The organism is Longimicrobium sp. (genome assembly GCF_036388275.1).
Classification (GTDB): domain Bacteria; phylum Gemmatimonadota; class Gemmatimonadetes; order Longimicrobiales; family Longimicrobiaceae; genus Longimicrobium.
The window spans coordinates 49,737-75,538 of sequence record NZ_DASVSF010000013.1 but is presented as its reverse complement, the minus strand read 5'-3'; the positions used below and the strand labels follow the sequence as shown (position 1 = coordinate 75,538).

Annotated in this window: 20 protein-coding genes; 7 read left to right on the top strand and 13 right to left on the bottom strand. The window is 69.7% G+C overall.

Features of this window, described 5'->3' with window-relative positions:
* Positions 1-1,009 (bottom strand): glutamate-1-semialdehyde 2,1-aminomutase (gene hemL / locus VF632_RS05175; protein ID WP_331021793.1); only part of this gene is annotated, 1,009 nt, incomplete at its 3' end.
* Between the two features lie 25 nt (positions 1,010-1,034).
* On the opposite strand from hemL, the gene VF632_RS05170 reads away from it, so the two are divergent.
* Positions 1,035-1,181: a hypothetical protein gene (locus tag VF632_RS05170; RefSeq protein WP_331021792.1), complete on the top strand. Its 147-nt coding sequence runs from the start codon at positions 1,035-1,037 to the stop codon at positions 1,179-1,181.
* A gap of 81 nt (positions 1,182-1,262) precedes the next feature.
* On the opposite strand, the gene VF632_RS05165 is transcribed toward VF632_RS05170, so the two are convergent.
* The 3 genes from VF632_RS05165 to VF632_RS05155 form a co-directional block, all read right to left on the bottom strand.
* Positions 1,263-1,766 carry a YajQ family cyclic di-GMP-binding protein gene (locus VF632_RS05165; protein WP_331021791.1) on the bottom strand — a complete coding sequence of 168 codons (504 nt, stop codon included), beginning with the start codon at positions 1,764-1,766 and terminating at the stop codon, positions 1,263-1,265.
* 111 nt (positions 1,767-1,877) lie between these two features.
* On the bottom strand, positions 1,878-2,729 hold the full coding sequence (gene lolA / locus VF632_RS05160) for an outer membrane lipoprotein chaperone LolA (RefSeq protein WP_331021790.1): 852 nt from the start codon (positions 2,727-2,729) through the stop codon (positions 1,878-1,880).
* A gap of 90 nt (positions 2,730-2,819) precedes the next feature.
* On the bottom strand, positions 2,820-5,282 hold the full coding sequence (locus tag VF632_RS05155; protein WP_331021789.1) for an FtsK/SpoIIIE family DNA translocase: 2,463 nt from the start codon (positions 5,280-5,282) through the stop codon (positions 2,820-2,822).
* A 213-nt stretch (positions 5,283-5,495) separates the two neighbouring features.
* On the opposite strand from VF632_RS05155, the gene VF632_RS05150 reads away from it, so the two are divergent.
* From VF632_RS05150 to VF632_RS05135, 4 genes are all read left to right on the top strand, one after another.
* Complete coding sequence (locus tag VF632_RS05150; RefSeq protein WP_331021788.1) at positions 5,496-6,410, top strand: PhzF family phenazine biosynthesis protein; 915 nt, start codon at positions 5,496-5,498, stop codon at positions 6,408-6,410.
* A 96-nt stretch (positions 6,411-6,506) separates the two neighbouring features.
* The gene (locus tag VF632_RS05145; protein WP_331021787.1) at positions 6,507-7,772 is read left to right on the top strand and encodes a DUF3131 domain-containing protein; all 1,266 of its coding nucleotides are present in this window, start codon (positions 6,507-6,509) and stop codon (positions 7,770-7,772) included.
* A gap of 137 nt (positions 7,773-7,909) precedes the next feature.
* Positions 7,910-8,134, top strand: a complete 225-nt coding sequence (locus VF632_RS05140) for an amphi-Trp domain-containing protein (protein WP_331021786.1) — start codon at positions 7,910-7,912, stop codon at positions 8,132-8,134.
* Positions 8,135-8,185: 51 nt separating this feature from the next.
* A complete protein-coding gene (locus VF632_RS05135) occupies positions 8,186-8,404 on the top strand; it encodes a DUF433 domain-containing protein (protein WP_331021785.1) in 219 nt (72 codons plus the stop codon).
* Positions 8,405-8,725: 321 nt separating this feature from the next.
* On the opposite strand, the gene VF632_RS05130 is transcribed toward VF632_RS05135, so the two are convergent.
* The 7 genes from VF632_RS05130 to VF632_RS05100 form a co-directional block, all read right to left on the bottom strand.
* The gene (locus tag VF632_RS05130; RefSeq protein ID WP_331021784.1) at positions 8,726-9,463 is read right to left on the bottom strand and encodes a 2-phosphosulfolactate phosphatase; all 738 of its coding nucleotides are present in this window, start codon (positions 9,461-9,463) and stop codon (positions 8,726-8,728) included.
* 1 nt (position 9,464) lies between these two features.
* Positions 9,465-10,817, bottom strand: coding sequence for an acetyl-CoA carboxylase biotin carboxylase subunit (accC, locus tag VF632_RS05125; RefSeq protein ID WP_331021783.1), 1,353 nt, complete (start codon positions 10,815-10,817; stop codon positions 9,465-9,467).
* A 13-nt stretch (positions 10,818-10,830) separates the two neighbouring features.
* Positions 10,831-11,994: a type IV pilus twitching motility protein PilT gene (locus tag VF632_RS05120; RefSeq protein ID WP_331021782.1), complete on the bottom strand. Its 1,164-nt coding sequence runs from the start codon at positions 11,992-11,994 to the stop codon at positions 10,831-10,833.
* The gene (accB, locus tag VF632_RS05115) at positions 11,991-12,479 is read right to left on the bottom strand and encodes an acetyl-CoA carboxylase biotin carboxyl carrier protein (protein ID WP_349263968.1); all 489 of its coding nucleotides are present in this window, start codon (positions 12,477-12,479) and stop codon (positions 11,991-11,993) included. The genes VF632_RS05120 and accB overlap by 4 nt, the downstream gene beginning before the upstream one ends.
* The gene (gene efp / locus VF632_RS05110; RefSeq protein WP_331021780.1) at positions 12,479-13,042 is read right to left on the bottom strand and encodes an elongation factor P; all 564 of its coding nucleotides are present in this window, start codon (positions 13,040-13,042) and stop codon (positions 12,479-12,481) included. The genes accB and efp overlap by 1 nt, the downstream gene beginning before the upstream one ends.
* Before the next feature lie 83 nt (positions 13,043-13,125).
* Positions 13,126-13,569 carry a type II 3-dehydroquinate dehydratase gene (gene aroQ / locus VF632_RS05105; protein ID WP_331021779.1) on the bottom strand — a complete coding sequence of 148 codons (444 nt, stop codon included), beginning with the start codon at positions 13,567-13,569 and terminating at the stop codon, positions 13,126-13,128.
* Positions 13,566-16,238, bottom strand: coding sequence for a tetratricopeptide repeat protein (locus VF632_RS05100; RefSeq protein ID WP_331021778.1), 2,673 nt, complete (start codon positions 16,236-16,238; stop codon positions 13,566-13,568). Before VF632_RS05100 ends, aroQ begins: the two co-directional genes overlap by 4 nt.
* Positions 16,239-16,464: 226 nt before the next feature.
* Between VF632_RS05100 and VF632_RS05095 the strand changes: the two genes are divergently transcribed.
* Positions 16,465-18,297: a peptidylprolyl isomerase gene (locus tag VF632_RS05095; RefSeq protein ID WP_331021777.1), complete on the top strand. Its 1,833-nt coding sequence runs from the start codon at positions 16,465-16,467 to the stop codon at positions 18,295-18,297.
* 273 nt (positions 18,298-18,570) lie between these two features.
* On the opposite strand, the gene VF632_RS05090 is transcribed toward VF632_RS05095, so the two are convergent.
* The gene (locus tag VF632_RS05090; protein ID WP_331021776.1) at positions 18,571-20,703 is read right to left on the bottom strand and encodes a multicopper oxidase family protein; all 2,133 of its coding nucleotides are present in this window, start codon (positions 20,701-20,703) and stop codon (positions 18,571-18,573) included.
* Positions 20,704-21,182: 479 nt separating this feature from the next.
* On the opposite strand from VF632_RS05090, the gene VF632_RS05085 reads away from it, so the two are divergent.
* Positions 21,183-22,142: a transposase gene (locus tag VF632_RS05085; protein WP_331021775.1), complete on the top strand. Its 960-nt coding sequence runs from the start codon at positions 21,183-21,185 to the stop codon at positions 22,140-22,142.
* Positions 22,143-22,982: 840 nt separating this feature from the next.
* Here the strand turns inward: VF632_RS05085 and VF632_RS05080 are convergent.
* Positions 22,983-25,679 carry a hypothetical protein gene (locus VF632_RS05080; RefSeq protein WP_331021774.1) on the bottom strand — a complete coding sequence of 899 codons (2,697 nt, stop codon included), beginning with the start codon at positions 25,677-25,679 and terminating at the stop codon, positions 22,983-22,985.
* Positions 25,680-25,802 lie beyond the last annotated feature (123 nt).

Below are 25,802 nucleotides of genomic sequence, written 5' to 3'. Positions count from 1 at the left end.
CGGGATAGGGGTTCTCGTCGCGCAGGATGCGGAGCTGGGCCAGCCCCGCCGCCATCGCCAGCGGGTTGCCGGAGAGGGTGCCGGCCTGGTAGACGGGCCCCACGGGGGCGATGTGGTCCATGATGTCGCGCCGCCCGCCGTACGCGCCCACGGGGAGCCCGGCGCCGATCACCTTGCCCAGCGTGGTGAGGTCCGGCCGCACGTTGAAGCGCTCCTGCGCGCCCCCGGGCGCCACGCGGAACCCCGTCATCACCTCGTCGAACACCAGCAGCGACCCGTCCGCCTCCGTGATGCGCCGCAGCCCCGGGAGGAAGTCCTCGTCCGGCGCGAGGAAGCCCGCGTTGCCCACCACCGGCTCCACGATCACGCACGCGATCTGGCCCGGAAAGGCGCGGAACGCCTCCTCCACCGCGCCCAGGTCGTTGTAGGGCGCGGTGAGGGTAAGCCGGGAGAGCGCCGCCGGCACGCCGGGGGAGTTGGGGAGACCCAGCGTGGCCACGCCCGAGCCGGCCTTCACCAGGAAGGAGTCGCCGTGGCCGTGGTAGTTCCCCTCGAATTTGAGGATCATGTCGCGGCCCGTGAAGCCGCGGGCCAGCCGCACGGCGGACATGGTGGCCTCGGTGCCGCTGCTCACGAAGCGCAGGCGCTCCATGGAGGGGAAGAATTCGCGGACCAGCTCCGCCAGGTCCACCTCGCCCACCGTGGGGGCGCCGTACGAGGTCCCCCGCCCCGCCGCGTCGCACACGGCGGCGATCACGGCCGGGTGGGCGTGCCCCAGGATGAGCGGGCCCCAGCTCAGCACGTAGTCGATGTACTCGTTGCCGTCCGCGTCCCACAGGCGCGCGCCGGCGGCGCGGTCCACGAAGAAGGGCTCGCCGCCCACCCCGCGAAACGCGCGCACGGGCGAGTTCACCCCGCCCGGCGTAACCTCCTGCGCCCGCCGGAACAGCGCCGCCGACGCCACCCGGGCCGGGTTCTTGCCTTCGCCCGCACGTTCCGACTCTGCCATTCAACCCGCCTCAAGGATGGAGCGTATGACCCCGCGCTTCGCTCGTTTGCTTCTGGCCCTGTCTCTCGCCTGCGCCGCCTGCGACGACAACATGGACGACCGCAAGGACGGCGCGGAAGAGAACACCCAGCAGGCCGCCCCCGCCGACACAGCGAAAGCACCCGGCACCTGATGATCTCGCACGGAGGCACAGAGCCACGGAGGAGAAGTTCTTCTCTCTGTGTCTCTGTGCCTCCGTGTGAGCCCCCTTTTCTCAGGACCTGAAGTTCCCGAACGAGAGCTCGATCCCGAAATCTTCCTTTTTAAGCGTGGCGATCACCGCCTGCAGCTCGTCGATGGAGGGCGACGTCACGCGCACCTGCTCCTCCTGGATCTGCGCGTTGACCTTTTTGAAGCCTGCGGCCTTGATCGCCTTCACGATCTCCTTCCCCTTCTCCGTCGAGATCCCCTGCACCAGGGTGATCGTCTGCCGCGCCTTGCCGCCGAACGCCTGCTCCACCTCGCCGTAGTCCAGGTTCCTCACCGGCACGCCGCGCTTGATCAGCTTGGTCTGGATGATGTCCACCAGCGCCTGCAGCTTGAAGTCGTCGTCGGAGAGCAGGGTGAGCGTCCCGTCCTTTTTGCTGAACTCGATCTCGGCCGTGGCGCCCTTGAAGTCGAAGCGCTGCGAGATCTCCTTGCGCGCCTGGTTGAGGGCGTTGTCGACCTCCTGGAGGTCCACGGTCGAGCTGATGTCGAAGGTCGCCGTCTTTGCCATGATGTCTGATGGTTGGAGTCGCGGCAATGTACAGCAATCTCACACAGAGGCACAGAGGCACAGAGACGAATTCATCTCTGTGCCTCTGTGTCTCTGTGTGAGCCCTGTTTCTTACTGGTCGAAGACCTGCGTGCCCTGCGGCGGGGTGAAGCTGAACAGGTTGTCCGGGAGTGTGCCGTTCACGCGGATGTTGCGCAGCTCCACGCGGCGCACGGACTCGTTCTCCTCGGTGGTCTCGAAGCGGCGCACGGTGTAGTCGGCCTTGTCCACCCAGATGCGCAGCACCTTGTAGGGCGACGCCTGGCGCGGGACGAGGGTGAGCGCGTAGCTGTCGTGCCCGTCCACGGTCTCGCTGCGGTTGAGCGTGGCCACGAAGCGCTTCGCCGCGTCGCCGATGAACTGCCGCTGCAGGTCCACCGAGCCGCCGCCCCTGGCGATGCTGGTGCGGATGACCTGCGTGCGGTCGGTGCTCGGGTAGTAGAGCCAGAAGTAGCGCCCGTCCGCCACCATGATGTCGCCCGCCGGCTGCGTGAACCTCATGAGGAAGCGGTCCGGCTTGCGCTGGTACATCTTCCCCGCGCTGTTCTGCGTCTGGTTGAGCAGCGGCACCCGCAGGCTCTGCACGAAATCCGCCTCCAGCGAGCGGATCGCGTCCGCGCGCCGCTCGGTGCGCCGCAGGATCTCCGTCGCGTCGTCCAGGCTGGCCTCCGCCTTTGGGGCCGCCTCCGTCTTGGGCGCCTCGGCCGGAGCAGCCGGTGCCGCCGGAGCATTCGCAATCGGAGCCGCCGGAGCCGAAGACGTATCCCCGCCCGCGACCTGCGTCACCGGCTCAGCCACGACCGGCGCCTCGGCGGCCGGGGCACGCTGCGGCGTCACGCCCTCCGCCGGCGAATCGGCCGAGCTCTCCTGCCCCCCACACGCCGCCAGCACGAGCAACGCCGCAACCGCAGAACGCTTGATCACCGATCTATCTCCCGAACGAGTTCAACCCTTTGCGTAGCCCAACTTTACCCGCCCCGCCCCTCATCGTTCCTCCGTGCCTCCGTGTGAGACTCACCCCCCGCAGATCGTATCGATCTGCGTGAAGTCGATCAGCACCTCGCGCGGCTTCGACCCGTCCGGCGGCCCCAGCACGCCCGCGAAGTGGAGCTGGTCGATGATGCGCGCCGCGCGCCCGTAGCCGATGCGCAGGCGACGCTGGAGGAGCGACGTGGATCCTCCCTGGTGCTGGACGCACAGCTCCGCCGCCTCGCGAAAGAGCTTGTCGCGCTCGCCGATGGCCTCCTCCGGCTCCAGCTCGCCCGTATCCTCGGAGGCGCGCACCACGTCCAGGATGTTGGCCTCGCCCGTGCCCTCCGCCAGTTCCAGGCCGGCGGCGATCGCCTCCTCGCGGCGGATGCGGGCCTGCTCGCGATACCACTTCATCACCTCCTCCGTCTCCTCCGTGGAGAGGTAGGCGCCCTGGATGCGGGTAAGCTCGCTGCTCCCGGGGGGCAGCATCAGCATGTCGCCGTTCCCCAGCAGGGAGTCGGCGCCGTTGCCGTCCAGGATGGTGCGGCTGTCCACCTTGGACGAGACGCGGAAGGCGATGCGGCTGGGGAAATTGGCCTTGATCAGCCCCGTGATGACGTTCACCGACGGGCGCTGCGTGGCGAGGATCAGGTGGATGCCGATGGCGCGCGCCTTCTGCGCCAGCAGCGCAAGCGGCTTCTCCACCTCGCCCTGCACCGTCATCATCAGGTCGGCGAGTTCGTCGATGATAACCACGATGTACGGCAGCTCGCCGCCCTTGTAGATCCAGCGGTCCGGATCGCCCTCGTCGCCGTCGGCCTCGGGGGTGCGCAGGATGGCGTTCTGCTCCACCCGCTTGTTGAAATCGCCGATGTTGCGGACGCTGTTCACCGACAGCAGCGCGTAGCGGCGCTCCATCTCCAGCACCGCCCACTTGAGCACCGCGGCGGCGTCGTTGTTGTCCGTGACGACCGGGTGCCGCAGGTGCGGAAGGTCGTTGTACATCGACAGCTCCACCATCTTGGGGTCCACCATCAGGAACCGCAGCGAGCGCGGCGTGTGGCGGAAGATGAGGGAGGTGATGATGGTGTTGACGCAAACCGACTTGCCGGAGCCGGTGGCGCCCGCGATCAGCAGGTGGGGCATCTTGGCCAGGTCCACCACGGTGGGACGGCCGGCGATGTCCTTGCCCAGCGCCAGCGGCAGCGCGGCCTTGGTGGCGCGGTACGCGGGCGATTCGATGGTCTCGCGAAAGTACACCATCTCGGGCGTGGGATTGGGCACCTCGACGCCCACGGCGCCCTTGCCCGGGATCGGCGCCACGATGCGGACGGAGGGCGCGCGCAGCGCCAGCGCCAGGTCGGCCTCCAGGTTGGCGATGCGCGCCACCTTCACCCCCGGCGCAGGGCTGATCTCGAACTGCGTGACCACCGGACCCGACGTCATCCCGACGATCGATCCCTCGATCTTGAAGGTGGCCAGCTTGTCGATCAGCACTTGGCCGAGCTTGTCGAGCTCCTCGCGGTTGCGCGCGTCGTCGCGCGGCGGCGCGGCGGTCAGCATGCCGCTGGGCGGCACGTCGTTGGCGAGCGGGTCGCCACTGTCTTCGGGGATCAGCTCCACCTGCTCGGCGCTCACGCCGCGGGGGCCGGCGGGCTTGGCCGCGACGGACTTCGGCGCGGCCTTCGCCTTGGCGGCGGCGGCCACGGGCTGCGCCACCGGGACGGCGGCGACGCCGTCGAGCACGGTAGCGTCGGGATCCACCCCGACATCCTCGTCCAGCCCCTCCCAGTATCCCTCGATCTCGGCTTCCTCGAAGTCGTCCTGCACCACCGACGCGGGCGCGGTCCCGGGGACCGGGGGCAGCCCGTCGTCCTCCTCCGCCGCGTCCGACACGGTGCGCTTGGGGAGAAACTTCAGCGTGCTCGGCAGCGCCAGCGTGGGCTTGGGCAGGGCGACGGCGGCCTGCTTGGCCTGCGTGACGGCGAAACGCCCGCCGTGGAACATGCTGCGCAGGGGGTTCCATCCCACCGTGGCCACGCAGAGGCCCGCAAATGCGAAGAAGAGCACGATCGCGCCGCCCACCGTGCCCACGGACGAAACCAGCAGCATCGCCAGCGCGGCGCCCAGCCAGCCGGCGGAAAGCGTCGGCGTTCCCGCGGTGGCCCCCAGCACACTGATGGCGCCGGGGATGATCACCATCAGCCCCGACAGCAGGAACGTCCAGCGGAACGCGGTCGCCGGCCCCATGCGGTGGTAGGCGAACGCGCCCCAGATCCACGCCAGCAGGGGCAGCGCCACGGCGCCCACGCCCAGGAATCCAATCACCGCCTGGCCCAGGTGCCGGCCGACGATTCCCACCACGTTGCCGGCGGGGAACACGCCTTCGGCGCCCACCGCGGCGACGGGGAACAGGCTCAGCGCCAGCAGCAGGCCCAGGGCGAACAGGCCCAGGCCCCACAGCTCGCGCCGCTGCTTGTCATCGAGGGTAAACACAGTGCTCACCGGTCCTGCGGGGTCACACGGAAGAGCGGACGCGGCGGTGGGGCCATGCAGGCCTGCCCGCCGTGGGGAACAAGTGGTGAAACAAGATAGTGAGAACAGCGCTCCCGGCCAACGGGCAAGTGGTGGGAACGTGATTTGACTAGCCCCGCGCACCCGCCGTACCGTGTGGACCCAAGCCGCACGGCTCGCATTCCCCACTCGACTCGACCGACGATGCGCTACTCCTACCACCTGCTGGACGTATTCACCGACCGCGTGTTCGGAGGCAACCCGCTCGCCGTCTTTCCCGATGGCCGCGGTCTCTCTACCGAGCAGATGCAGCGCGTCGCGGCGGAGCTGAACCTGTCGGAAACGGTCTTCGTGCTGCCCGCCGAGACGGAGGCGGGCACGCGAAAGCTGCGCATCTTCACCCCCGCCGTCGAGCTTCCGTTCGCCGGGCATCCCACAGTGGGCACGGCGGTGCTGCTCGGCGAAACGGGCGCGGTGCCGGAGGACGTCCAGAACATTGTCCTCGAAGAGACGGTCGGCCCTGTCGCCGTGCGCATCTGGCGGGAAGCCGGCCGGCCGACGTTCGCGCAGCTCACCGCGGCGCAGGCGCCGGAGTTCGGCCCGCCGCCCCCGGCGCCCGCAGAACTGGCGCGGGTCATCGGACTGGACGAGTCGGACCTGCTGGACGGTGAGTGGGCGCCGGGAACGGCCTCATGCGGCGTGCCGTTCGTCATCGTGCCCGTGCGCTCGCGCGAAGCCCTGGCCCGCGTGCGCATGGACCAGGGTGCTTGGGAGCGCGTGCTGGCGGATACCTGGGCGCCGCACCTGTACATCGTCGCGCCCGGCGCGGAGGGTGCGGACCTGCGCGCGCGGATGTTCGCACCCGCCATGGGCCTGGGCGAAGACCCGGCGACCGGCGCCGCGGCGACGGCGCTCGCCGCGTACCTGGCCCGCCGCGAGAACGGCGAGCCGTCGACGCACCGGTGGACGGTGGAGCAGGGCGTGGAGATGGGCCGTCCCAGCACGCTCTATCTGGAGGCGGAGGTGGAAGCCGGCTCCATCACGGCCATCCGCGTGGGCGGCAGCGCGGTTCTCGTCGGCCAGGGCTGGATGGAGATCCCGTCCGATGTTTCCACGTAACTCGTTTATGGCTCAGAACTTGAACGCGGAAAGGCGACCGGTGTAAGGGAGCGTGGATGAGGACCGGGTGCTCGGAACAGGAGAGGCTGATTGTCGATGGAATTGCTGAGATCCACCCACAAATTTGCGTTCGTTACGCTCACCCTGCTTCTTACGGCCGGGTGCCTCGACAACGTGGGGCCGGTTGCCCCGGAGCCTGATCCCGATCCGCGCGTCACGAACCCGCATGCGGACCAGGCGCTGTTCCTTGAGGCCGCCCGAGCCGCCTGGCAGTACGCCGACAGCCAGTACCAGCCGACAACCGGGTTGATCAACTCCGTCCACGACTACAAGTACGCCACCGTGTGGGACATCGCCAGCGGCCTCTCGGCGATGTACTGCGCCAACCGGCTGGGCCTGCTGCCGCGCACGGAGTACGACGCGCGGATGAGCCGGGCGCTCAAGACGCTGGAAACCATGCCCCTGTTCGACGGGGCCGTCTTCAGCAAGAACTACCGGACTCCCACGGCCGCCATCGCCGGGCGCGACGACCGCGACGTCAGTTCGTCGGAGCGTGGCACGGGATGGTCGGCTACGGACGTCGGCCGGCTGCTCGTCTGGCTGCGCATCATCGCCGAAAAGCAGCCCCAGTACGCGCCGGAGATCAGTCGCATCGTCGCGCGGCTGGACCTGGGCCGCGTGGTGGCCGATGGGTACCTGTGGGGCACGGACGTGGATGCCGCCGGAGCCGTGCGCCGCTATCGCGAGGGCAGGCTAGGGTACGAGCAGTACGCGGCGCGCGGCTTCGAACTGTGGGGCTACCCCGCCCCGCGCGCGCTGAGCCTGTCCGAGAACACCTTTCCCATCGAGGTGCTGGGCGTGCCGCTGCTGGCCGACCGCCGCGGTGACGAGCACCTGACGAGCGAGCCGTTCATCCTCGCCGGGCTGGAGGTCGGGTGGAATGCCGAGATGCGCGCGCTGTCGGAACGCGTGCTGAAGGTTCAGGAGGAGCGGTTCAAGCGCACCGGGCAGATGACGATGGTCAGCGAGGACCACGTTCCGGTGGCGCCGTGGTACTTCTACTACTACTCCATCAACCACCACGGCCAGCAGTTCGTGGTGAACGTGCAGGGCTCGGACGTGGACCTGAACGACCCCCGGTGGATCAGCGCCAAGGCGGCGTTTGCCTGGCACGCGCTGCTTCCCGGCGGATACACGCGGAACGCGGTGGATGCGGTCGCCGCCGCGCGCACCGAGCGCGGGTGGAGCTCCGGCGTGTACGAGAACGGACGCAAAAGCACGGGCAGCGAGAACATCAACACGGCCGCCGTCATCCTGCAGGCCGCGCTGTACAGCCGCACCGGCCTGCCGCTGATCGACTGAGCGGTCACTCCGAAGCGCAGCGGGCGGGCTCGGCCATGATGACGGCCGGGCCCGCTTCTGTCTTGCTCCGCCCCGCGCGCGCCGGTACACTTGGCTTCGATCCAGCTCGACGCCACCCAATCCCGTGCACGAGATCCATGCCTGCCGACCGCGACCTCGAAAAGACCTATTCCCGCGCCCAGTTCGTCCAGAAGCTGCGGCGCCTGGCCGACGCCATCGAAACCGGAAAGCCCTTCAACATCCAGGTAGCCGGCGAGCGCCTGCGCATCCCCGCCACCGCCGACTTCAACATCGAGCACGAGCGCGAGGGCACCTCGGAAGAGCTGGAGTTCCAGCTCCGCTGGACACGCGACGCGGAGTGAAGGATTGTTGCGGCGCCTGTAGACGTCCGCTCTCTTCCGGAGGTCAGGAGCGTGAGTAGACCCAGTGCGATTCACTGCGATCCGGAGATCATGGGCGGAGTGCCGATCTTCGTCGGCACTCGCGTTCCGTTCAAGAACTTGATCGACTACTTGGCAGGCGGCCACGCGCTAACAGAGTTTCTGGATGACTTTCCCAGCGTAGCACGTGACCAGGCAGTCCAGGCGCTGGACGAAGCGAAGCAAGCGCTGGAAACCCGCGCGCGCTCGTAGCGGACACGAGCTCGCGCGGCAGGTGAAGCCCCGAGCGGGACGCGACAGCGGCCCGAGTCGGGCTTTCCGCTGTCCCAGCGGCGGGTTCACCCGCTCAGGGGGCCCCGCGGGGCGGGTGTCCTGCGCGCCACCGGGAAAGCCGAGATCCCGCATTCGTGACCGCTGCCGCGCCCAGGTTTGTACGTGTCCGCGGCTGGATCCTTCGCCCCGCGACGCATGGGGATTGGGACGGCGCGGTGCGCTTGGGGCTCAGGATGACAGAATACGGAGCGGCCCCGCGCCTGGATGGCGCGGGGCCGCTTTGGTGCGATGTCCGGCAGGTCAGACCGCGGCGGGCGCGGCGAGAGTCACCTGGCGGTCGTGGAGCACGGGCACCGCGTCGCGCAGGTCCCGCTGCGCGCAGTACGCCAGGTCGTCGCCCAGCCCCGCCTCGAGGATGGAGCGGCCGGCGGCGGTGACGGGAAAGAGCTTGGCCGGGTCGGGATACTCGTCGGCCAGGGCCAGCGCCGCGAGCGCGCCGTCGTTCAGCTCCCACTCCTCGTCCGGAAGCGCCTTCATCACCGCCGCGGCGAGCTGGCCGGCGCACACGGCGTCTTCCAGCCCGAACACCCGCTCGCGCCCCGCGCACAGCAGCACGGGCTCGGCCCCGGTCCTCACCAGGTCGTCGACCACCGCCTGGAAGTTGAGCCACGAGGCCACCACCACCCGCGCCCCCGCCGAGGCCGCCGTCAGCGCGATGGTGCCGTTGGTCGTGGACATCACCACGATCTTGCCCGCGATGCGCTCGGCCGTGAACTCGCCCGGCGAGTTGCCCAGGTCGAACCCCTCGATGGGCAGGCACTTGCGCTCGCCCGCCAGCAGCACCTCGTCGCGCCCCAGCGTGTTGGCCAGGCGAATGGCCTCCTCGATGGTGCCCACCGGGAACAGCGCCCGGGCGCCCGCCGCCAGCGCCTCGACGATGCTGCTGGACGCGCGCAGCACGTCCAGCACCACCACGGTGCGCTCGGCGATCTCCCCCGGAACCAGCTCGCCGGGGGTCAGCAGCACGTCCAGCCTCATCTCAGGAACCCGCCCGTTCGGCCATCCACCGCTCCAGGAACTTCGTGTCGACCTCGCCGGCCACGAAGTCGGGGTTGTCCATCACCTGCCGCAGGAACGGGATGGTGGTGTGCACCCCCTCGATCACCGTTTCGGCCAGCGCGCGCTTCATCCGCGCGATCGCCTCTACGCGGTTGGGCGCGTGCACGATCACCTTGGCGAGCAGCGAGTCGTAGAACGGCGGCACGCGGTAGCCGCTGTACACGTGCGTGTCCACCCGCACCCCCGGCCCGCCGGGCGCGTTGAAAACCGAGATGGTGCCCGGCGACGGCGCGAAGTTGCGCGAGGGGTCTTCGGCGTTGATGCGGCACTCGATGGCGTGGCCGCGCAGCTGGATCTCGGCGTCGGGGAGCGACAGCGGCAGCCCGGCGGCCGCGCGGATCTGCTCCTTCACCAGGTCGAAGCCCGTGCACATTTCGGTGACCGGGTGCTCCACCTGGATGCGCGTGTTCATCTCCATGAAGTAGAACGAGTTGTCCTCGTTCAGCAGCATTTCGATGGTGCCCGCCCCCACGTAGTCGATGGCCTTGGCGCCCGCCACTGCGGCGTCGCCCATGGCCTGGCGCAGCTCCGGCGACAGCGCGGGAGAGGGAGCCTCTTCCAGCAGCTTCTGGTGGCGCCGCTGGATGCTGCAGTCGCGCTCGCCCAGGTGGATCACGCGGCCGTGCGCGTCGCCCAGGATCTGGAACTCGATGTGGCGGGGGCGCGCCAGGTACTTTTCGATGTACACCGAGTCGTCGTTGAACGCCGACGCCGCCTCCGCCCGCGCCATGCCGAAGGCGGCCACGAACTCGTCCTCGCTGGCGGCCACCCGCATTCCCTTGCCGCCACCGCCGGCGGCGGCCTTGATCAGCACGGGAAAGCCGATCTCGCGCGCGGCGGCAAGCGCCTCCTCCGGGTCGGCGATGGCGTCGGTGCCGGGAACGATGGGCACGCCCGTCTCGCGCATGGTGCGGCGGGCCGTGGCCTTGTCGCCCATCATGCGGATCTGCTGCGGCGTGGGGCCGATGAAGGTGATCTCGCTGGCTTCGCAGATCTCCGAGAACTCGGCGTTCTCCGCCAAAAACCCGTAGCCCGGGTGGATGGCGTCGGCCCCGGTGATCTCGGCCGCGGCGATGATGCGCGGGATGTTCAGGTAGCTTTCGCGCGCCGACGGCGGGCCGATGCACACGTCTTCGTCGGCGAAGCGCACGTGCAGGCTTTCGCGGTCGGCCTCGCTGTAGACGGCCACCGTGCGGATGCCCAGCTCGCGGCAGGCGCGGATCACGCGGAGGGCGATCTCGCCCCGGTTCGCGATGAGAACTTTGCGGAACACGTCGTCTATCTTTTCAGGCGTCGCGCCGGCCCGTCCAGTCCACTTCCTGCTCGCCGGGCTGAACTCCCGACACGCGCAGGGCGAACTCGGACGGGTTCGACGCGTAGTGCATGGCCCACTCGTAGCTGATCCACCCGCGCGAATACAGGTCCAGCAGCGACTGGTCGAAGGTCTGCATCCCGTACTGCACCCGCCCGTCGGCGATCAGGTCGGGGATGGACTGCGATTCGTCGCCCGTGCGGATGAGCTGCGCGATGGCGGCGGTGTTCACCAGCACCTCGGCCGCGGGAACGCGCCCCGGCCGGTCGGCGCGGGGGATCAGGCGAAGCGAGACCACCGCGCGCAGCGCGTTGGCCAGCATCCCCCGGATCTCCTGGTGCTGGTGAGGCGGAAAGAACGAGATGATGCGGCCGATGGTCTGCGCCGCGTCGGCCGTGTGCAGCGTGCTGAGCACCAGGTGCCCCGTGTCGGCGGCCTTGAGCACCGTTTCCATCGACGGCCGGTCGCGGATCTCCCCCAGCATGATCACGTCGGGGTCCTGCCGCAGCACGTGGCGCAGCGCGTCGTGGAAGGAGTGCGTGTCGGCCCCCACCTCGCGCTGGCTGACGATGGAGCGCACGTCGCGGTGAAGGAACTCGATGGGGTCCTCGACCGTGACGATGTTCACCGCCCGCCGCTCGTTCAGGTGGCGGATCATCGCCGCGAGCGTGGTCGACTTGCCGGAGCCGGTGACGCCCGTCACCAGCACCAGCCCGCGCGGGGTGACGGCGATCTGCTCCAGCACCGGCGGCAGGTCCAGCGTTTCCAGGCCGGGCACCTCGAAGGGAATGCCGCGCAGGGCCATCCCCAGCGTGCCGCGCTGCTGGAAGATGTTGGCACGGAAGCGCCCCAGCCCCTGCACGCCGATGGCGAAGTCGATCTCCTTACGCTCGGCGAACTCCTCGCGCTGGCGGGGGTTCAGCGTCTGCTCGCTGCACCGCTTCAGGTCGTCGGGGCGGAGGACGGGGAGGTCGGTTTCCACCAGCTCGCCGTTGACGCGCACCACGGGCGGGCGGCCCACCTTCAGGTGAAGGTCGGAGCCGCCGCGCCTGACCAGGTCGGCCAGCGCGTCGCGCAGGCTGAACTCGCGGCCGCCACCGCCGGGCTTGGTGACGGCCACCCCCTCCGCCGTGCTCACGCCGGGTCGAGGCGGAACAGCACTTGGCCGTACTCCACGGGCTCGCCGTTCTCCACCAGGATCTCGCGGATGGTGCCGGCGGTGTCGGCGGGAAGCTCGTTCATCAGCTTCATCGCCTCCAATATGCAGAGCGTCTGCCCCTTGCCCACGCGCGTGCCCACTTCCACGTACGACGGGGCCTCGGGTGCCGGCGAGCGGTAGAAGGTGCCCACCATGGGCGACTTGATGTCGACCAGGTTGCTGGCCGGCGCGGCCGGGGCGGCGGCGCCCGCGGCGGGGGCGGCGCTGGGCGCGGCGGCGGCGGGCGCCGGTGCAGCCGCGGGAGCCGCATGGGCCACCGGCGCGGGGAGGGCGGCGGCAGCCACGGGAGCCGGGGGCGGCGTCTTGTTGATCCGAATGCGGGTGCCGCCGCGGCTGATCTCCATCGAGTCGATGCCGCTGGCGTCCACCGCGTCGATCAGGCCGCGCAGGAAGTCGAGATCGATCATTTCGCGCGCTCGATGTACTTGTCTTCACGCCGGTCGACGCGGATGACGTCGCCCTCGTTCAGGAACAGCGGCACCTGCACCACGGCGCCGGTCTCCAGCGTGGCGGGCTTGGTGCCGCCGGTGGCGGTGTCGCCGCGGACGCCCGGGTCCGTCTGCGTGACGGTGAGCGTGACGAAGAAGGGGAGCTCCACGGAGATCACCTTTTCGCCGTGCAGCAGGCCGTCCACCTCCATGCCGTCCTTCAGGTACCTCAGCTGGTCTTCGCCGATGACCTCGCCCGTCAGGGCCACGTCGTCGAACGACTGCGAGTCCATGAAGTGGTACAGGTGGCCGTCGGTGTAGCTGTACGTCATGGGCCGGTGCTCCAGGCGCACCTCGTCGATGCGCTCGCCCGCCCGGAACGTCTTTTCCAGCACGTTGCCGGTAAGGACGTTGCGAAGCTTGCTGCGCACCACCGTGTTGCCCTTCCCCGGCTTGTGATGCTGGAACCACATGATGGTCCACAGCGTCCCATCCATGTTGATGGTCATTCCGTTCCGGAAATCGGCCGTCGTCGCCACGAGAACTCCCGTTGTAGGTCAAGGTACCGGAGTACCAAGTGCCGAGTACCCAGTGCCGAGTACCGGGCACTTGGCACCAGGTGCTAGGTACTTCTCTTCAAATGATCCACCAGGGCCCGCAGCCCCAGCAGGTAGCTGTCCACGCCGAAGCCCGAGACTACGCCCACCGCCCCGGCCGCCAGGTACGACCGGTGCCGGAAGCGCTCCCGGGCAAACACGTTGCTAAGATGCACCTCCACGTACGGCCGCGCCACTCCCGACAGCGCGTCGGCGATGGCCACGCTGGTGTGCGTGTACGCCGCCGCGTTCACCACGAACCCGTCCACGCCTTGCTCGGCGGACCGGTGGATGAAGTCCACCAGCTCGCCTTCGTGGTTGCTCTGGAAGGAGCGGACCCGCGCGCCCAGCTCGCGGCCGTGCGCCTGCAGCTGCAAGTCGATCTCGGCCAGCGTCTGGCGGCCGTAGATCCCGGGCTCGCGGGTGCCCAACAGGTTCAGGTTGGGCCCATGCACGACCTCGATGTTCACCGCTTCAGGCTCTGCAACCAGGCCTGGAAACTTTCCAGGTCTTCGTCGTCTTCTTCCTGCGCGCCCGCGGCCGGCGCGGGCGCGGAGGGCGCGGCCGGCGGCGGCGCGGGGGGCGCGAACGCCGATGGAGGCGGCGTGTACGGCCCAGGATCCAGCGCGGGGAAGCTCGTCGGCAGCGGCTCCGGCGTCGGGGCCGGCGCGGGCTCGGGCGCGGCGGCAGCGGGCGCGGCCGGCGCGCTCCCGGCAAAGAAGTCTTCGAAGCTGAATCCGCCCGTGGGCTCGGCGGCGGCGGGCTCCGCCGGCTCGGCCGGAAGCTCCCACGGCAGCAGACCCTCGTCGTCCGCCTGCGCGGCGGGCGTGCTCTCGGCAGAGCGCGTGCCGCTGGTAAGCTCGTCGCTCAGTTCGAACGCTTCCAGGTCTACCGTCGAACGGGGCGTGGACGGGGCGGCCCACGGCTCGTCCAGGTCCAGCGGCTCCAGCTCCGCAGCCTCCGGCTCCCCCACGGGCGGACCCGCAACCGGTACGTCGCCCGGGAACGCCCAGGGCTCGTCGTCCGCCGCGGCGGGCGCATCGATCACCGCGTCCGTGCCGACCGCCGCGAAGTTCAGCCCGTCCACTGCGGCGGGCTCCTCCAGCGGCGCCGTCTCCGCACCCGCCAGGTACGCGTCGATGGACGACGGCTCGTCCCCCGCGCCGGGCTCGTCCAGGGGCGCGGTGTCGGCTCCGGTCAGGTACGCGTCGATGGGCGACGGCTCGTCCACCGGCGGCTCGATCGCGGGGAACCCGGGCTCCGCCAGCGCATCGGCCTGCGTCGGCGGCTGATCGACCGTGCCGAAGCCGAGGTCGTCCACCCCGGCGTCGAAGGCCGACGAGTCGTCTCCCGCCCCGGCATCCAGATCGGCCGCGGGGGCGATGGTCAGCGTGCCGGAGTCGACGGAGGCCTCGTAGGACGGCGTCTCGGCGGCAGCCTGGCCGGGCGTCCACGAGAGCAGCGACTGGAAGTAGCCTGCCATGGTGGCACCAGCGGTCGCGGCGGCGGCCAGCGGCAGGTCGTCCTCGTCGTCGCCCTCGTCCAGCGGGGCGGCGGCGATGGTCCAATCGGCGCTCAGGTCGGCGACCTCTTCGGCAGAGGCGGGGATGTGCAGCTCGCCGCCATCGTCCGCCACCACGATCAGGTCGAAGCCCGCCGACTCCGTGGGCGTCACCGTCGGCGGCTCCCACGCGCCTCGCTCGCCGTACACGTCCGTGGACGCCATCGCCGTCTCGGGCAGCGCAGCCTGGTCCCCGTCGTCGAACCCGTTCGCGAACGAGTCGGCGAAGGGGTCGGCGGAAGCGGATGCAACCGCGGGCGCCGGCGTATCGAAGGACGGGGCTCCGGCATCGGTGGAAGCGGGTTCGTCCGCCGCACCGAAGTCCAGCGTACCGAGGGACGACTGCAGGCCCGTGTCCGGCAGCGGGGAGGGCGTTCCACCGGCGGCGAAGGCGTCCACGCCCGCCAGCCAGTCGGGGGCGGCCTCTTCCTCGTCGCCCGTGCCGAAGGCGGAGGGCCCCGCGGGGGCGGCGCCGCCGGCCTGCGCCTCGATCTCCGCCAGGCGGCGCACCAGCCCTGGCTCAGGCCCGCGCTGGTCGATCAGGGTGCGGTACGTGTCTGCCGCGCGGTCCAGCAGACCCTGGCTGGCGTACAGCTCGGCCATCGTTTCCGTCACCACCTCGGCATCGACGTCGTCGTGGTGGTCGGCCCCGTGGTCGTGCGCGGCGGAGTCGTCGCCCATGTCCAGCAGCGGCAGCCCGGCCCCGGCGAGCGGCGCGTTCAGCAGCGACTCGTCGTACGACGAGTCGTCGGCCGCGGTGCTCTCGCCCACGTCCTGGCGCGCATCCACGTCCAGCCATCCGCCCGAATCGTCCGCGGGGCCGGAGGGCGCATCCGGGGCGGAGGACGCGGCGGCGGGGGACGACGTGTCCAGGTCCAGGCTGCCGAACCCGAACGCGTCGAAGCCGTCATCCGCCGTGGGGGCTGAGGGTGCGGCCGCGGTGGGCGCCCCATCGTCGATGGCGATGTCGCCCCACGTGTCCAGCCCCACGGTCGCGTCGGCCCCGTCGGACGGCACCGGGGCAAGGTTCACCATCCCGAACTCGCCACGTTCCGCATCATCCGCGAAGCCCGCGTCCGCGCCGCCGGCCACAGGCAGCCCCTCGCCCGCGCCGCCCCAGCTGGTGCCCACCTGCACGGGCTCGTCCACCGTGGCCGCGTCGGCGCCGGGGCGGTCCAGGGCCGCGAGGGCGGCGCGGGCGTCGGCGTTCACGGGATCCACCGACAGCAGCTCGCCGTACCAGCGCCGCGCCTCATCCAACCGGCCGTTGGCCTGCGCCATTTCGGCCAGGGTGCGCAGGGCGATCAGGTTCTGCGCGTCGATGGAAAGAACGTAGTGGAACTCGTTGGCCGCTTCCTGGTGCGCCCCGCGGTCCGCTAGGCACCGCCCCAGCAGCACGTGCGCGCTCAGGCCGTGGTGCCGCTTCAGGTTTTCGCGCAGGATCTCTTCGGCCCGGGAAATTTCCCCCGCGTCGCGCCAGGCACCGGCCAGGGCCACGAAGAAGCGGCCCGGGTTGCCGGCGTAGCTGGTTTCCAGCTGCTGAATCCGGGACGCCAGCTCAGGAGAAAGATCGGCCATACCGTGTAACGGGGCGCGAGAAAAGCCGGGGCGAGGCTGGGGTGACAGGGGGTGCAACTTAAATCTGGCGCTCAGCTACTGTCAACAACGCCGCCGGGTTGCGTGGGCGCGGCGCTCCAACTATTTTGGGCGGCTTGCTTTCCCGCATGAAACGCGGTTTCCCGGCACCTTCAGACGCCGAATCGCCAGCCGGCGCTTCGGATCCCAGCGCGGAGTCCGTTTCCACATGATGCAGTTCATCCGCTCCAACGTGGGCAAGGCCCTGGTCTTCCTCATCATCCCCGCTTTCATCCTGTGGATGGTGCTCGAGATCGGCATGGAAGTGATGGGTGGCGCCGGCGCGCGGGCCGGCGCCCTGGGCAGCGTCAACGGCTCGGCCATCACCGTGCAGGCGTACAACGACGCCTACAACGCGATGATGCAGCAGGCGCAGCAGCAGGGCACCGAGATCACGCCCGAGACGGAGCGCGCCATCCGCGAGCAGGCGTGGGACCAGCTGGTCGCCGAGATCCTGCTTCGCCAGGAGCTTTCGCGCCGCCGCATTCGCGTGACGGACCAGGAGATCCTGTGGGCCGCCCGCAACCTTCCGCAGCCGGACCTGGCCCAGCAGGAGATCTTCCTGACCAACGGCCAGTTCGACCTGCAGAAGTACCGCGCGTTCCTGGGCAGCGCACGCGCCACGCCCGAGATCTTCGCGCAGTTGGAGCAGTACTACCGCGAGTCGCTGCCGCGCCAGAAGCTGATCAACCAGCTTTCCGCGGGCCGCTTCCTGAGCGACGCCGAGCTGTGGCGCGCATTCCAGGACCGCAGCGAGACGGTGACGGTGGACTACGTGGCGCTGCCGCTGGAAAAGCTGGCTCCCACGGCGCCCACGGTCACCCAGGCGGAGATCCGCCGCTACTACGACGAGCACCGCGATGACTTCGACCGTCCGCAGGGCGCGCGGCTGAAGGTGGCGTACCTTCCGCTGACCATCACCGAGGCGGACCGCGCGGGCACCATCCGGCAGGCGCAGGAGCTTCGCCAGGAGCTGGCGGGCGGCGCCGACTTCGCCGAGGTGGCGCGCCGCGAGTCCGACGACACGGGGAGCGCGCAGCAGGGCGGCGACCTGGGCACGTTCGGCCGCGGGCAGATGGTGCCCTCGTTCGATTCGGCCGCCTTCGCGCTGCCGGTGAACGAGATCTCGCAGCCCGTGGTCAGCCAGTTCGGCGTGCACCTGATCCAGGTGCAGGAGCGCACGGGCGAGCAGGTGAAGGCGCGCCACATCCTGCTGAGCTTCGAGAAGGACCCGCAGGAGGTCGACCGGCTCGAGAAGCAGCTGGAGGCGGTGGCGGCCAACGCCGAGCGCCTGGGGCTGCGCCGGGCGTCGCAGGGCGTGCAGGGCATCACCTTCCGCGACAGCGTGGAGTTGACCTCGGAGACGGCGTTCCTTCCCGGGGTGGGGCCGGCGCAGGAGGCACTGAACTGGGCGCAGCAGGCGCAGGTGGACATCGCGGCCGGCGACGGCAGCAACGTCAGCGAGGTGCTGGAGTCGCCACAGGCGCTGTACCTGGTGCAGCTCGACGAATACTACGGCGCCGGGAAGATGACGCTGGCCCAGGCCACGCCGCGCATTCGCGACCGGCTGATCCGCGACAAGCGGATTGAGGCGGCGATGGGCGCGGCGAACAAGATCCTGGGCCAGGTTCGCGGCGGGCAGAGCCTGGAGCAGGTGGCGCAGGCGAACGGGCTGGCGGTGCAGCGCACGGGGCCGTTCAGCCGGGTGATGGGCAACCCGGTGTTCGGGCAGGCCAACGCGGCGATCGGCGTGGCGTTCGGAACGCCGGTGGGCCAGGTTGGCCCCGTGGCCCGGACCGAGGCCGGCCTGTTCCTGATCCGCCCGTACGAGCGCACCGAGGCCGACCGCGCGCAGTTCGACGCGCAGAAGGCGGCGCAGCGCCAGCAGTCTGCGCAGGCGATGCAGCAGGAGCTGTTCATGCAGTGGCTGCGCAACGCCCGCGAAAACGCCGAGATCAAGGACAACCGCGAGAAGCTGCTGAATCAGAGCGCCGCCGCCTGATCCGCTCCCGCGCGGTTGGAAGAAGCCCCGCCCCGGATTTCCGGGGCGGGGCTTTTTTCGGGCCGACCCCTCCGCGGGCGAATGAATTCGCTGCAACAAACACACGAAATCCACCTTTGTGGATTGGCTTGCTGCCGTGCAGCCTCGTCCGTGTGGCGCGCCCGGACTCAATCGGCTGTCATCCCCAGACCTGTGCCGCTCATGCTCGCCCTGCAGTTCCCCGCAGGGCGAGCTGGCGATCAAGTCACGAGTCCGTTCAGGCGCCGCCGCCCGTCAGTGGCGGTGCCCCGGCGCCTGGCCCCCGCTCCCATGCCCGCCGTGACCCTGACCGGGCGGGTGCGCCCCGGTAGGCGCACGCGGCGCGGATGCCTGGTCCCAGGGCTCCACGACCTCCAGCACCTGCATCATCCCGCGCTCCTCGTGGCCCAGGATGTGGCAGTGCATGACGAACGCTCCGGTGGGCGGGCCGCAGTTGCCGTCCGGGCACCCCTTGAAGGTGTCGTACTTCTGCGTGATCACCGCGTACGCGGTGTTCGGGATGCCGTTCCCCGCCGTGTCTTGCCGCGCCTGGGGCAACGGGAGCACGTCCAGCCAGATGGGGCGGCCCGAGTCTGCCGCGGCGTTCAGCTGCTCGTACAGTTCGCCGAACGGGTCGCCGGGAAAGTACACCACCCGGTTCACCTGGAAGGGGTTGATGTGGATGTGGAACGGGTGGTTGATCCCCTGCTGGCTGTTGTTGACGATCTTCCACGTCTGGGTCTGGCCCAGGGCCATGGGCATTGCGGTACCGACGGTGTCCGACGGCACGAAGACGCTGTTGTCGTCGTACCGCTGGAAGGGGTTCAGGCGGCTCCCCAGGTAGAACTGGGTGGGCTGCTGGCCCAGGCTGTCGGTGAACACGATCAGCGCAGTGTCGCGCTGCACCGGAAGCGTCTCCGCCAGGAAGCCGGGAAGGGGCGGAAGCGAGGTGGGCAGCCGGGTGTTGCGGCCCCGCAGTGTGGGGTCCACCACCACCCTGAACAGCACGGCTCCCGGCGGCGCGGTCTCGTCCCGCGGCTCCGCGTCGGGCAGAATGTCCGAGCCGGCCCTGAGCGAGCGGTCCCGGGTCGCGCGGCTGGCGCCCCCGTTGTGGACGGCATGGAAGACGTGCGTCCCGGGGGTCGTGGGCGCCTGGACGAACACGTCCAGCCGCTGTCCCGGCGCCATGAACAGCGCCGTATCCGCATACCGCGTCGTGTAGTTCCCGGGAGAGAACTGTACGCCGTCGCGCGCGATGTCGTACAGCAGCGGTTCCCGCCCCGCCGAGTCGGCGAAGCCGATCTGGAAGGTCTTGGTGGTCCGCGTGGTGTTCTCGTTCACGATGCGCCAGCGCTGCACCTCGCCCGGCGCCATGTACACGGTGGGCTGGTACTGGCCGTTCACCAGCACCGGCGACTTGTCCAGCTCCCCCTGGTGCCCCAGCAGCCCCACCCGTTCAGCCACCTGCTGGATGGCCATCAGGTGCTCGCGCATCCGCAGTGCCTTCACGATGGAATCGAGCCCGGTGGCGGGGTCGTCCACGATGAACGCGCCCGCCATTCCGTTCGCCACCTGGATGGCCACCGAGCCGTGCTTGTGCGGGTGGTACCAGTGCGTTCCCGGAGACTGGTTCTGCGGGATGCGGAAGGAGTACTGCAGGGTGTCGCCCGGGGCGATCACCATCAGCACGTCGTCACCGACCGCCGTGGACGTGCTGTCCGGGGTCACGTGCATGCCGTGGTAATGGATGTTGGTGTAGTTGGGGCCGTGAAAGCACGCCTGGAACACGTCCGGGATGGTGAGCCCCCCGACCGAATCCGTAGCCGGCTGGATGCACGCCTCGTTCGATTCCCGCGGCCCGCCCATGGGAAGGTTGTTGATCAGCCGGATCCTGACCAGGTCCCCCCGCTGCACCCGGAAGGTGGGGCCGGGGAACGCGGGCGCGAGCGGCAGGATGGACTGGTAGGCGGGGTCGGTGGTGGACGTGAGCCGGTACGACCGCAGGTTCATGGTCGTCTGGTTGGTGAAGGTGGTCGTGTCCACCTGCCCCGAGCTGGTCGTGTCGCTCCGCGTGGCGAACGTGTCCACGAGCAGGGGGGCCATGTTCACCGCCAGCGTGGCGTTCAGCACTCCGCCGACGGACCGGACCACCGGGGGATCGCGCAGCGAATCCGCGTAGTCCCGCGGGGCCACGGGCCGCACCCGCGCCTTCGGGGTGTCGGCGGGCGCGGCGCCTTCCATCGCCAGGGCGGCCGGGCCGGATGCGGCTTGCATCATCCCGGGCCAGCCCACGCCAGCGGTGATCGCCGCCGCGACGGCAAAGGCGGCGAGCAGTTCCTGCAGCGGGCGGCGACGCCCGGGAGGGGGGGACGCGGGTTCTTGGGTCATCAGGGATCTCCTCCACGCCGGTGGTGAGGGCGGGCCGGACGGCGGCCCGGGAAGGTGCGCTGGGCGACGGAACGGCGCGCACGCGCCGCTGTCCGACAACACAACACGCCAGAATATGGGCGTGTCCCGGCGCTACGCAACAGTTCTGATATCGGGATCGGTAGCAGAGGAAGAGCCGGCGCTCGGTGCACGGGCGGTTCCGCGCATGTGGGTGCCGGGGCACGGGCGAATGAATTGAGGGTTGGTCATAATTCCATCAGCCTCCTACATAAAGGCTTGTGGAATTTGGGGTTCCGGCGTGGCCTTTTCGGACCGCACCCCTCTACTCCCACTCAGAAGCCGCTGCGCCAAAACAAATGAGAAAGCCGCGCCAAGAAAACTCTTGACGCGGCAGGCTCCTGCGTGGACTGTGAGGTTTGTCGAGGACCACACACCCCCACAGGGAGGCCTGCCGTATGTGTATACGCGATCGGCTCCTTTTGCAACTGCTGCGTCTGGTGGACTCGATCCCTGAGCCGCCCCCGCCGTCGAAGCGACAGCGGGGGCGTCCTCTTGTCTACTCCGAGCGGCTGTTCCTCAAGCTGCTCGTGATCATGGTTCTGCGACGCCTGTATCGCGTCCACGAACTCTTCAGTGTCCTTTCAGAGCCGAGCGCGGAGATCGCAGAGATCCGCGCTCTTCTCTTTCCGGACGGGAAGATGCCTGCTCGGCGTACGTTCGAGCGGCGTCTCAAGCGGCTCCCCACGACCCTGCCAGCCCTGATCGCCTGCCTGGGACACCACCTGGTCCAACTCTACCAGCCTTGGGAGCGGTGCGCCCGCGCGGTCGCGGCGGACAGCACGACCCTGCGCGCATGCGGGGCTCCCTGGCACATGAATGACCGTAAAGCAGGTGTGGTCCCCAACACCAGCATCGACACGGAGGCGCACTGGACCCGTTCCGGCTGGCACGGGTGGGTCTACGGATGGAAGCTCCACGTCGTCATCACCGTCGCGAGCGTCTGGATCCCCCTCTCGGCCCGGCTCCGCCCAGCCAACGAGGCCGACAACGTGGTCGTGCTGCCGATGCTCGACGAACTCCCGCCGGAAGTCCGCTTCGTCATGGCGGATTCGCAGTACAACTGCAAGCAACTGCACTCGGCCTGCAACCAGGCCGGTCGCCACTTGGTGGCGGGTAGTCGCAGCAAACGGCCGCGAACCGACGACGGCGCCATCGTGCGGCAGATGCTGCACTCCATCCGTCACCACAGCATCGAGAACTTCAACGGCCTCTTCAAGAACATCTTCGACTTCCGGCGCCCGGTCACCACCCGGGGGCTGGCCAACACCGCACGGCTGGCACTCGGCGCACTACTGCTCTACCAACTCGCCCTCCTGCACCGCTATCAGACGGGCGACCTGAACCAGATCGGGATCAAGGCCTTTCTTCGCAGCGCATAAGCGCGGCGGCCACATCAGGACACGAGAAATCGAAGAATTCTGTAGGGCCCTGACACTACACGAGATACATTTATGACCAACCCTCAATGAATTCGCTGCAACAAACACACGAAATCCACCTTCGTGGATTGGCTTGTTGGGGTGCAGCCGTGGGTGTGTGGCACGCCCGAGTTCGATTGAGCGGCATCCTGTCATCCGTGAGGCCCAGGCGCGCCGGACTCGCCCGCGCACCATCCCTCGCGGGCCGGAGGATCTTGCCGCGGACACGTAACAGCCCGGGCGCGGCAGCGGTCACCGGTGCCGAGGCCTTGGGTGCCGTGGGGCCCTCACCCGTCCTCGCCTAGGCTCGTCCACCCTCTCCCACAAACAGCGTGGGAGAGGGGGTACACTTCAGGGTTGAGCGCGAGGCCAAGCCATTGGTGCGCAACAATTTGTCATCCTGAGGCCCAGGCGCGCCGGACTCGCCCGCGCACCATCCCTCGCGGGCCGAAGGATCTTGCCTGGGGCACTTCTCAGCCCGGGCGCGGCAGCGGCATGGAAGCCGGCCAGAGCGGTGTGTGCCGGGGCTGGCTCGGCGCACCTCGCGTGGTGTGTGGCGGATCCCTCGGTCGCTGCGGTCTACGGTGTCAGGTCAGCTTTCACCGTGGCCGCTCCGTCGGGATGACACCGCGGCGGGGGCGCGCCACACTGCTGCGGAGTGCATCCGCGGCAGGGTAGTCCGCGAAGGCGGACATCGTGGGGTTGTTGCAGCGAATTCATTCGCCCGTGCAGGGCCGGGGACTCACCCAAGCTGGGACACTCCCCTGGATCCACAGGGCCTCACCCCGGGATGACCCGCCCTCAGTGCCGCGCGCGCCTGCGTCCCTTCGGCCCGCCCTTGCCCCCGCGGCCGCCTCTCGCGCCCTTGCGCTGACCGGACCGCCGCGGGCCGCGTCCGCCCTCGTCGCGGCCGCCGCCTCCGCCGCGGCGTCCTCCCCCCCCACCGCGCGGGCGGTCGCCGTCCTCCGCGTCGCGGGCGCGGGCGCGCGTGGCGGGAGAGGTGTCGCGCACCAACACCCGCGCCTCGTCCAGCGAGGTTGCGCGGATCGCCTCGTGCTTGCCGCGCGTCACCGTCCAGTGCAGCGGCCGGTCGAAGACGGGAAGCTCGTCCTCGTCCGCGTAGGTGAGCGCCTTCGCGGGGATCCGCGCGCGCACCACCGCCTGGCCGTCCTCGAAGGCGTAGTCCAGCGGGTACACGCGCTCCGCGATGACGATGGTGCTGGGCAGCGCCAGCCACCGCGCGCGCTCCTCCGCCGGCACCAGGTCGTCGGGGTTGATCTGCAGCGGCGTTTCCAGGAACTCGGAGTACGAGTTGACGCCCGCCAGCCGCTGCATCAGGTACTCCGTCAACTCCTTTTCCCCGACGGACGCCGTGGATCCCGCGGAGCGGCGGAAGATTTCGCGTAGCTCGCGGAGCGCCTCGCGGCTGGCGTTCAGGTCGCGGTGCTGCGCCTGTCCGCTGGCCACCGCCTCGGCCAGCACGCGGCGGCACGGGTCCGCAAGCTCCTCCGGAAAGCGGTCGATCGGCTTCTCGTCGCTGTCCAGCACGAAGCCGTGGAACTCGCGAGTGCGGATGGCGCGCAGGGGCGCGCGGCGGTGCGCCGGATCGTACGTGACCTGCGCCTCGCCAGGCTGCGCGTTCTCCCAGATCAGGTCGTACGGAAGCTGGCTCCCCGAGATGCTGCCGCGCGCGCGCCCGAACTTGTCGGCGAAGTAGTTGATCTGCCCCGCCACCACGCCGTGGCTGCTGCAGTAGCTGGTCTTAGAGACGTTCACCTCCTCGCCCCAGCTGGTCTCTTCGTCGATCACCAGGTCGAACGGCATCACCCGCGCGAGCAGCGCCTGCCACTCGCGCTCGATGCGCCCGCTCATCTTGGGCAGGGTGCGCGGCAGCGTCAGGTCCAGCCCGCGGAAGATGGAGGCGATGGCCAGGGCCGCGTCCTCGATGGAGCGCATCATCACACCGCGCTCCTCGGCCCACTCTTCCAGCGCCTGCGGATCGAAGACGTGGCGTGGCAGGCCGTAGACGGCGCCCATCGACCCGGTCTGCTCCAGCGCGTCGCGGTAGATGGCGTACGACGTCAGGTGGTCACTGCCGGGCACCACGTACTGGCCGATGTCGTTGTCCTGCTGGCGCAGCATGCGGTGAAGCGACTCGATGGACGCGCAGACCGCCACGACGGGCACCAGGTGCTCCTCGGCGTTCACCAGCAGCTCGCCCCAGGAGCGGTCTACCGGCAGCACCTCGACGGAGCGGCCGTACGGCGTCAGCCGGCCGTTGGCGATGATGCCGCGGCGCTGCAGCGTGTCCATCGCCCGGCGGTAGGCGATGCGGTCCAGCGGCACGGGAAGGTCCAGCTCGTCGGCGCGGACGCCCATGTCGGCGCAGGTCATCGCCACGCGCTCGGGGTCGCCCGCCAATTGGAAGTGCGGCTCCGTGGGCCGCAGCGCGTAGAAGTCGATCTGCCGGTCCGACAGGATCCACACCTCGCCGCCCGGCACGCGGCCGTGCACCCGTCCCGCCATCTGCAGGATCTCGTTGGCGCCCAGCGGCATCCGCGTGAGCACCGTCTTCCCCTTGTTGACGATGGTGGTGAACTGCGCGTCCTCGATGACCACCGTGTCGAGCCCGCGGATGTTCAGCGCGCTCTGCCCCGCCGCCGTCATCGACAGGACGAACGGGTGTTCCGCGCCTTCGTCCTCCAGGAACGGGCGCAGCTTGGCGACCGGCTCGCCGCCGTGGTAGAACTCGGTGAGCACGTGCCTCCACTTTTCGCTCACCTCCTTGGCCACCATCTCCGTTCCCGCGCGCGTGGGGACGAATACCGCCACGCCGCGCTTGTCCTTCACCACGTGGCGCATGAAGCGCTCGCCCAGGAAGGCGACAGGGTTGCTGGTGTTCGACACCCGCACGTCGGCTGCCATCTTGGGATCGAACGCGCTGGACTCGATGACCGCGGCGCTGCCCAGGTACTCGGCGTAGAAGCGGGGATCGACGGTGGCGGAGAGCCAGATGAAGCGGCAGCCGGCGCGCTTGGCCAGCGCCAGGCACAGCTCCAGCTCGGCGCTGGTCTGGTGGATCTCGTCGACGATCACCACGTCCGACTTGTCGATCATGTCGTCCTGCAGCCACCGCCGCGCGATGCCCGTTGTGACGATCACCACGTTCCAGGTGGGCGTCTCGGGCGTGGCCTCGCGCTCGCGGTTCACCACGCCCACGCGCAGCTCTTCGCCCACGATGGCCTGCGCGATGGGGCGGATCGCCAGCGTCTTGCCCGTGCCCGTCCCCGCCATGATCCCAAAGCCGCGGCCCGAGCGCGCCAGCTCGGCGATCTCGGCTCCGTGCTCGCGCTGCATGATCGTCTCGACGCCCGTCAGCTGCACGCCGAGTTCGATGGTCTCGCACGCTGCCCGCGTGGGCGCGATGACGACGACGCGGCCCTCGGCGGGCCGGCCGGGGTAACGCTCGCTGGGAGGTGTGGTCGGGACCTGGACCATGCGGCTTCGCTTCTCTGTCGGTGTGGCGTGTGGACCCGCGTCTCACGGCAGCAAACCGCCCGCCGCGCAACGTACGCGGCGGGCGGAAGGGCAGGAAGCAGGCCAAGGGGTTGTGCGGTTTCG

Coding starts and splice junctions, on each gene's coding strand:
- VF632_RS05170 (WP_331021792.1), top strand. CDS start 1,035: ATGACCCCGCGCTTCGCTCGTTTGCTTCTGGCCCTGTCTCTCGCCTGC.
- VF632_RS05165 (WP_331021791.1), bottom strand. CDS start 1,766: ATGGCAAAGACGGCGACCTTCGACATCAGCTCGACCGTGGACCTCCAG.
- VF632_RS05150 (WP_331021788.1), top strand. CDS start 5,496: ATGCGCTACTCCTACCACCTGCTGGACGTATTCACCGACCGCGTGTTC.
- VF632_RS05145 (WP_331021787.1), top strand. CDS start 6,507: ATGGAATTGCTGAGATCCACCCACAAATTTGCGTTCGTTACGCTCACC.
- VF632_RS05140 (WP_331021786.1), top strand. CDS start 7,910: ATGCCTGCCGACCGCGACCTCGAAAAGACCTATTCCCGCGCCCAGTTC.
- VF632_RS05130 (WP_331021784.1), bottom strand. CDS start 9,463: ATGAGGCTGGACGTGCTGCTGACCCCCGGCGAGCTGGTTCCGGGGGAG.
- VF632_RS05100 (WP_331021778.1), bottom strand. CDS start 16,238: ATGGCCGATCTTTCTCCTGAGCTGGCGTCCCGGATTCAGCAGCTGGAA.
- VF632_RS05095 (WP_331021777.1), top strand. CDS start 16,465: ATGATGCAGTTCATCCGCTCCAACGTGGGCAAGGCCCTGGTCTTCCTC.
- VF632_RS05090 (WP_331021776.1), bottom strand. CDS start 20,703: ATGACCCAAGAACCCGCGTCCCCCCCTCCCGGGCGTCGCCGCCCGCTG.
- VF632_RS05080 (WP_331021774.1), bottom strand. CDS start 25,679: ATGGTCCAGGTCCCGACCACACCTCCCAGCGAGCGTTACCCCGGCCGG.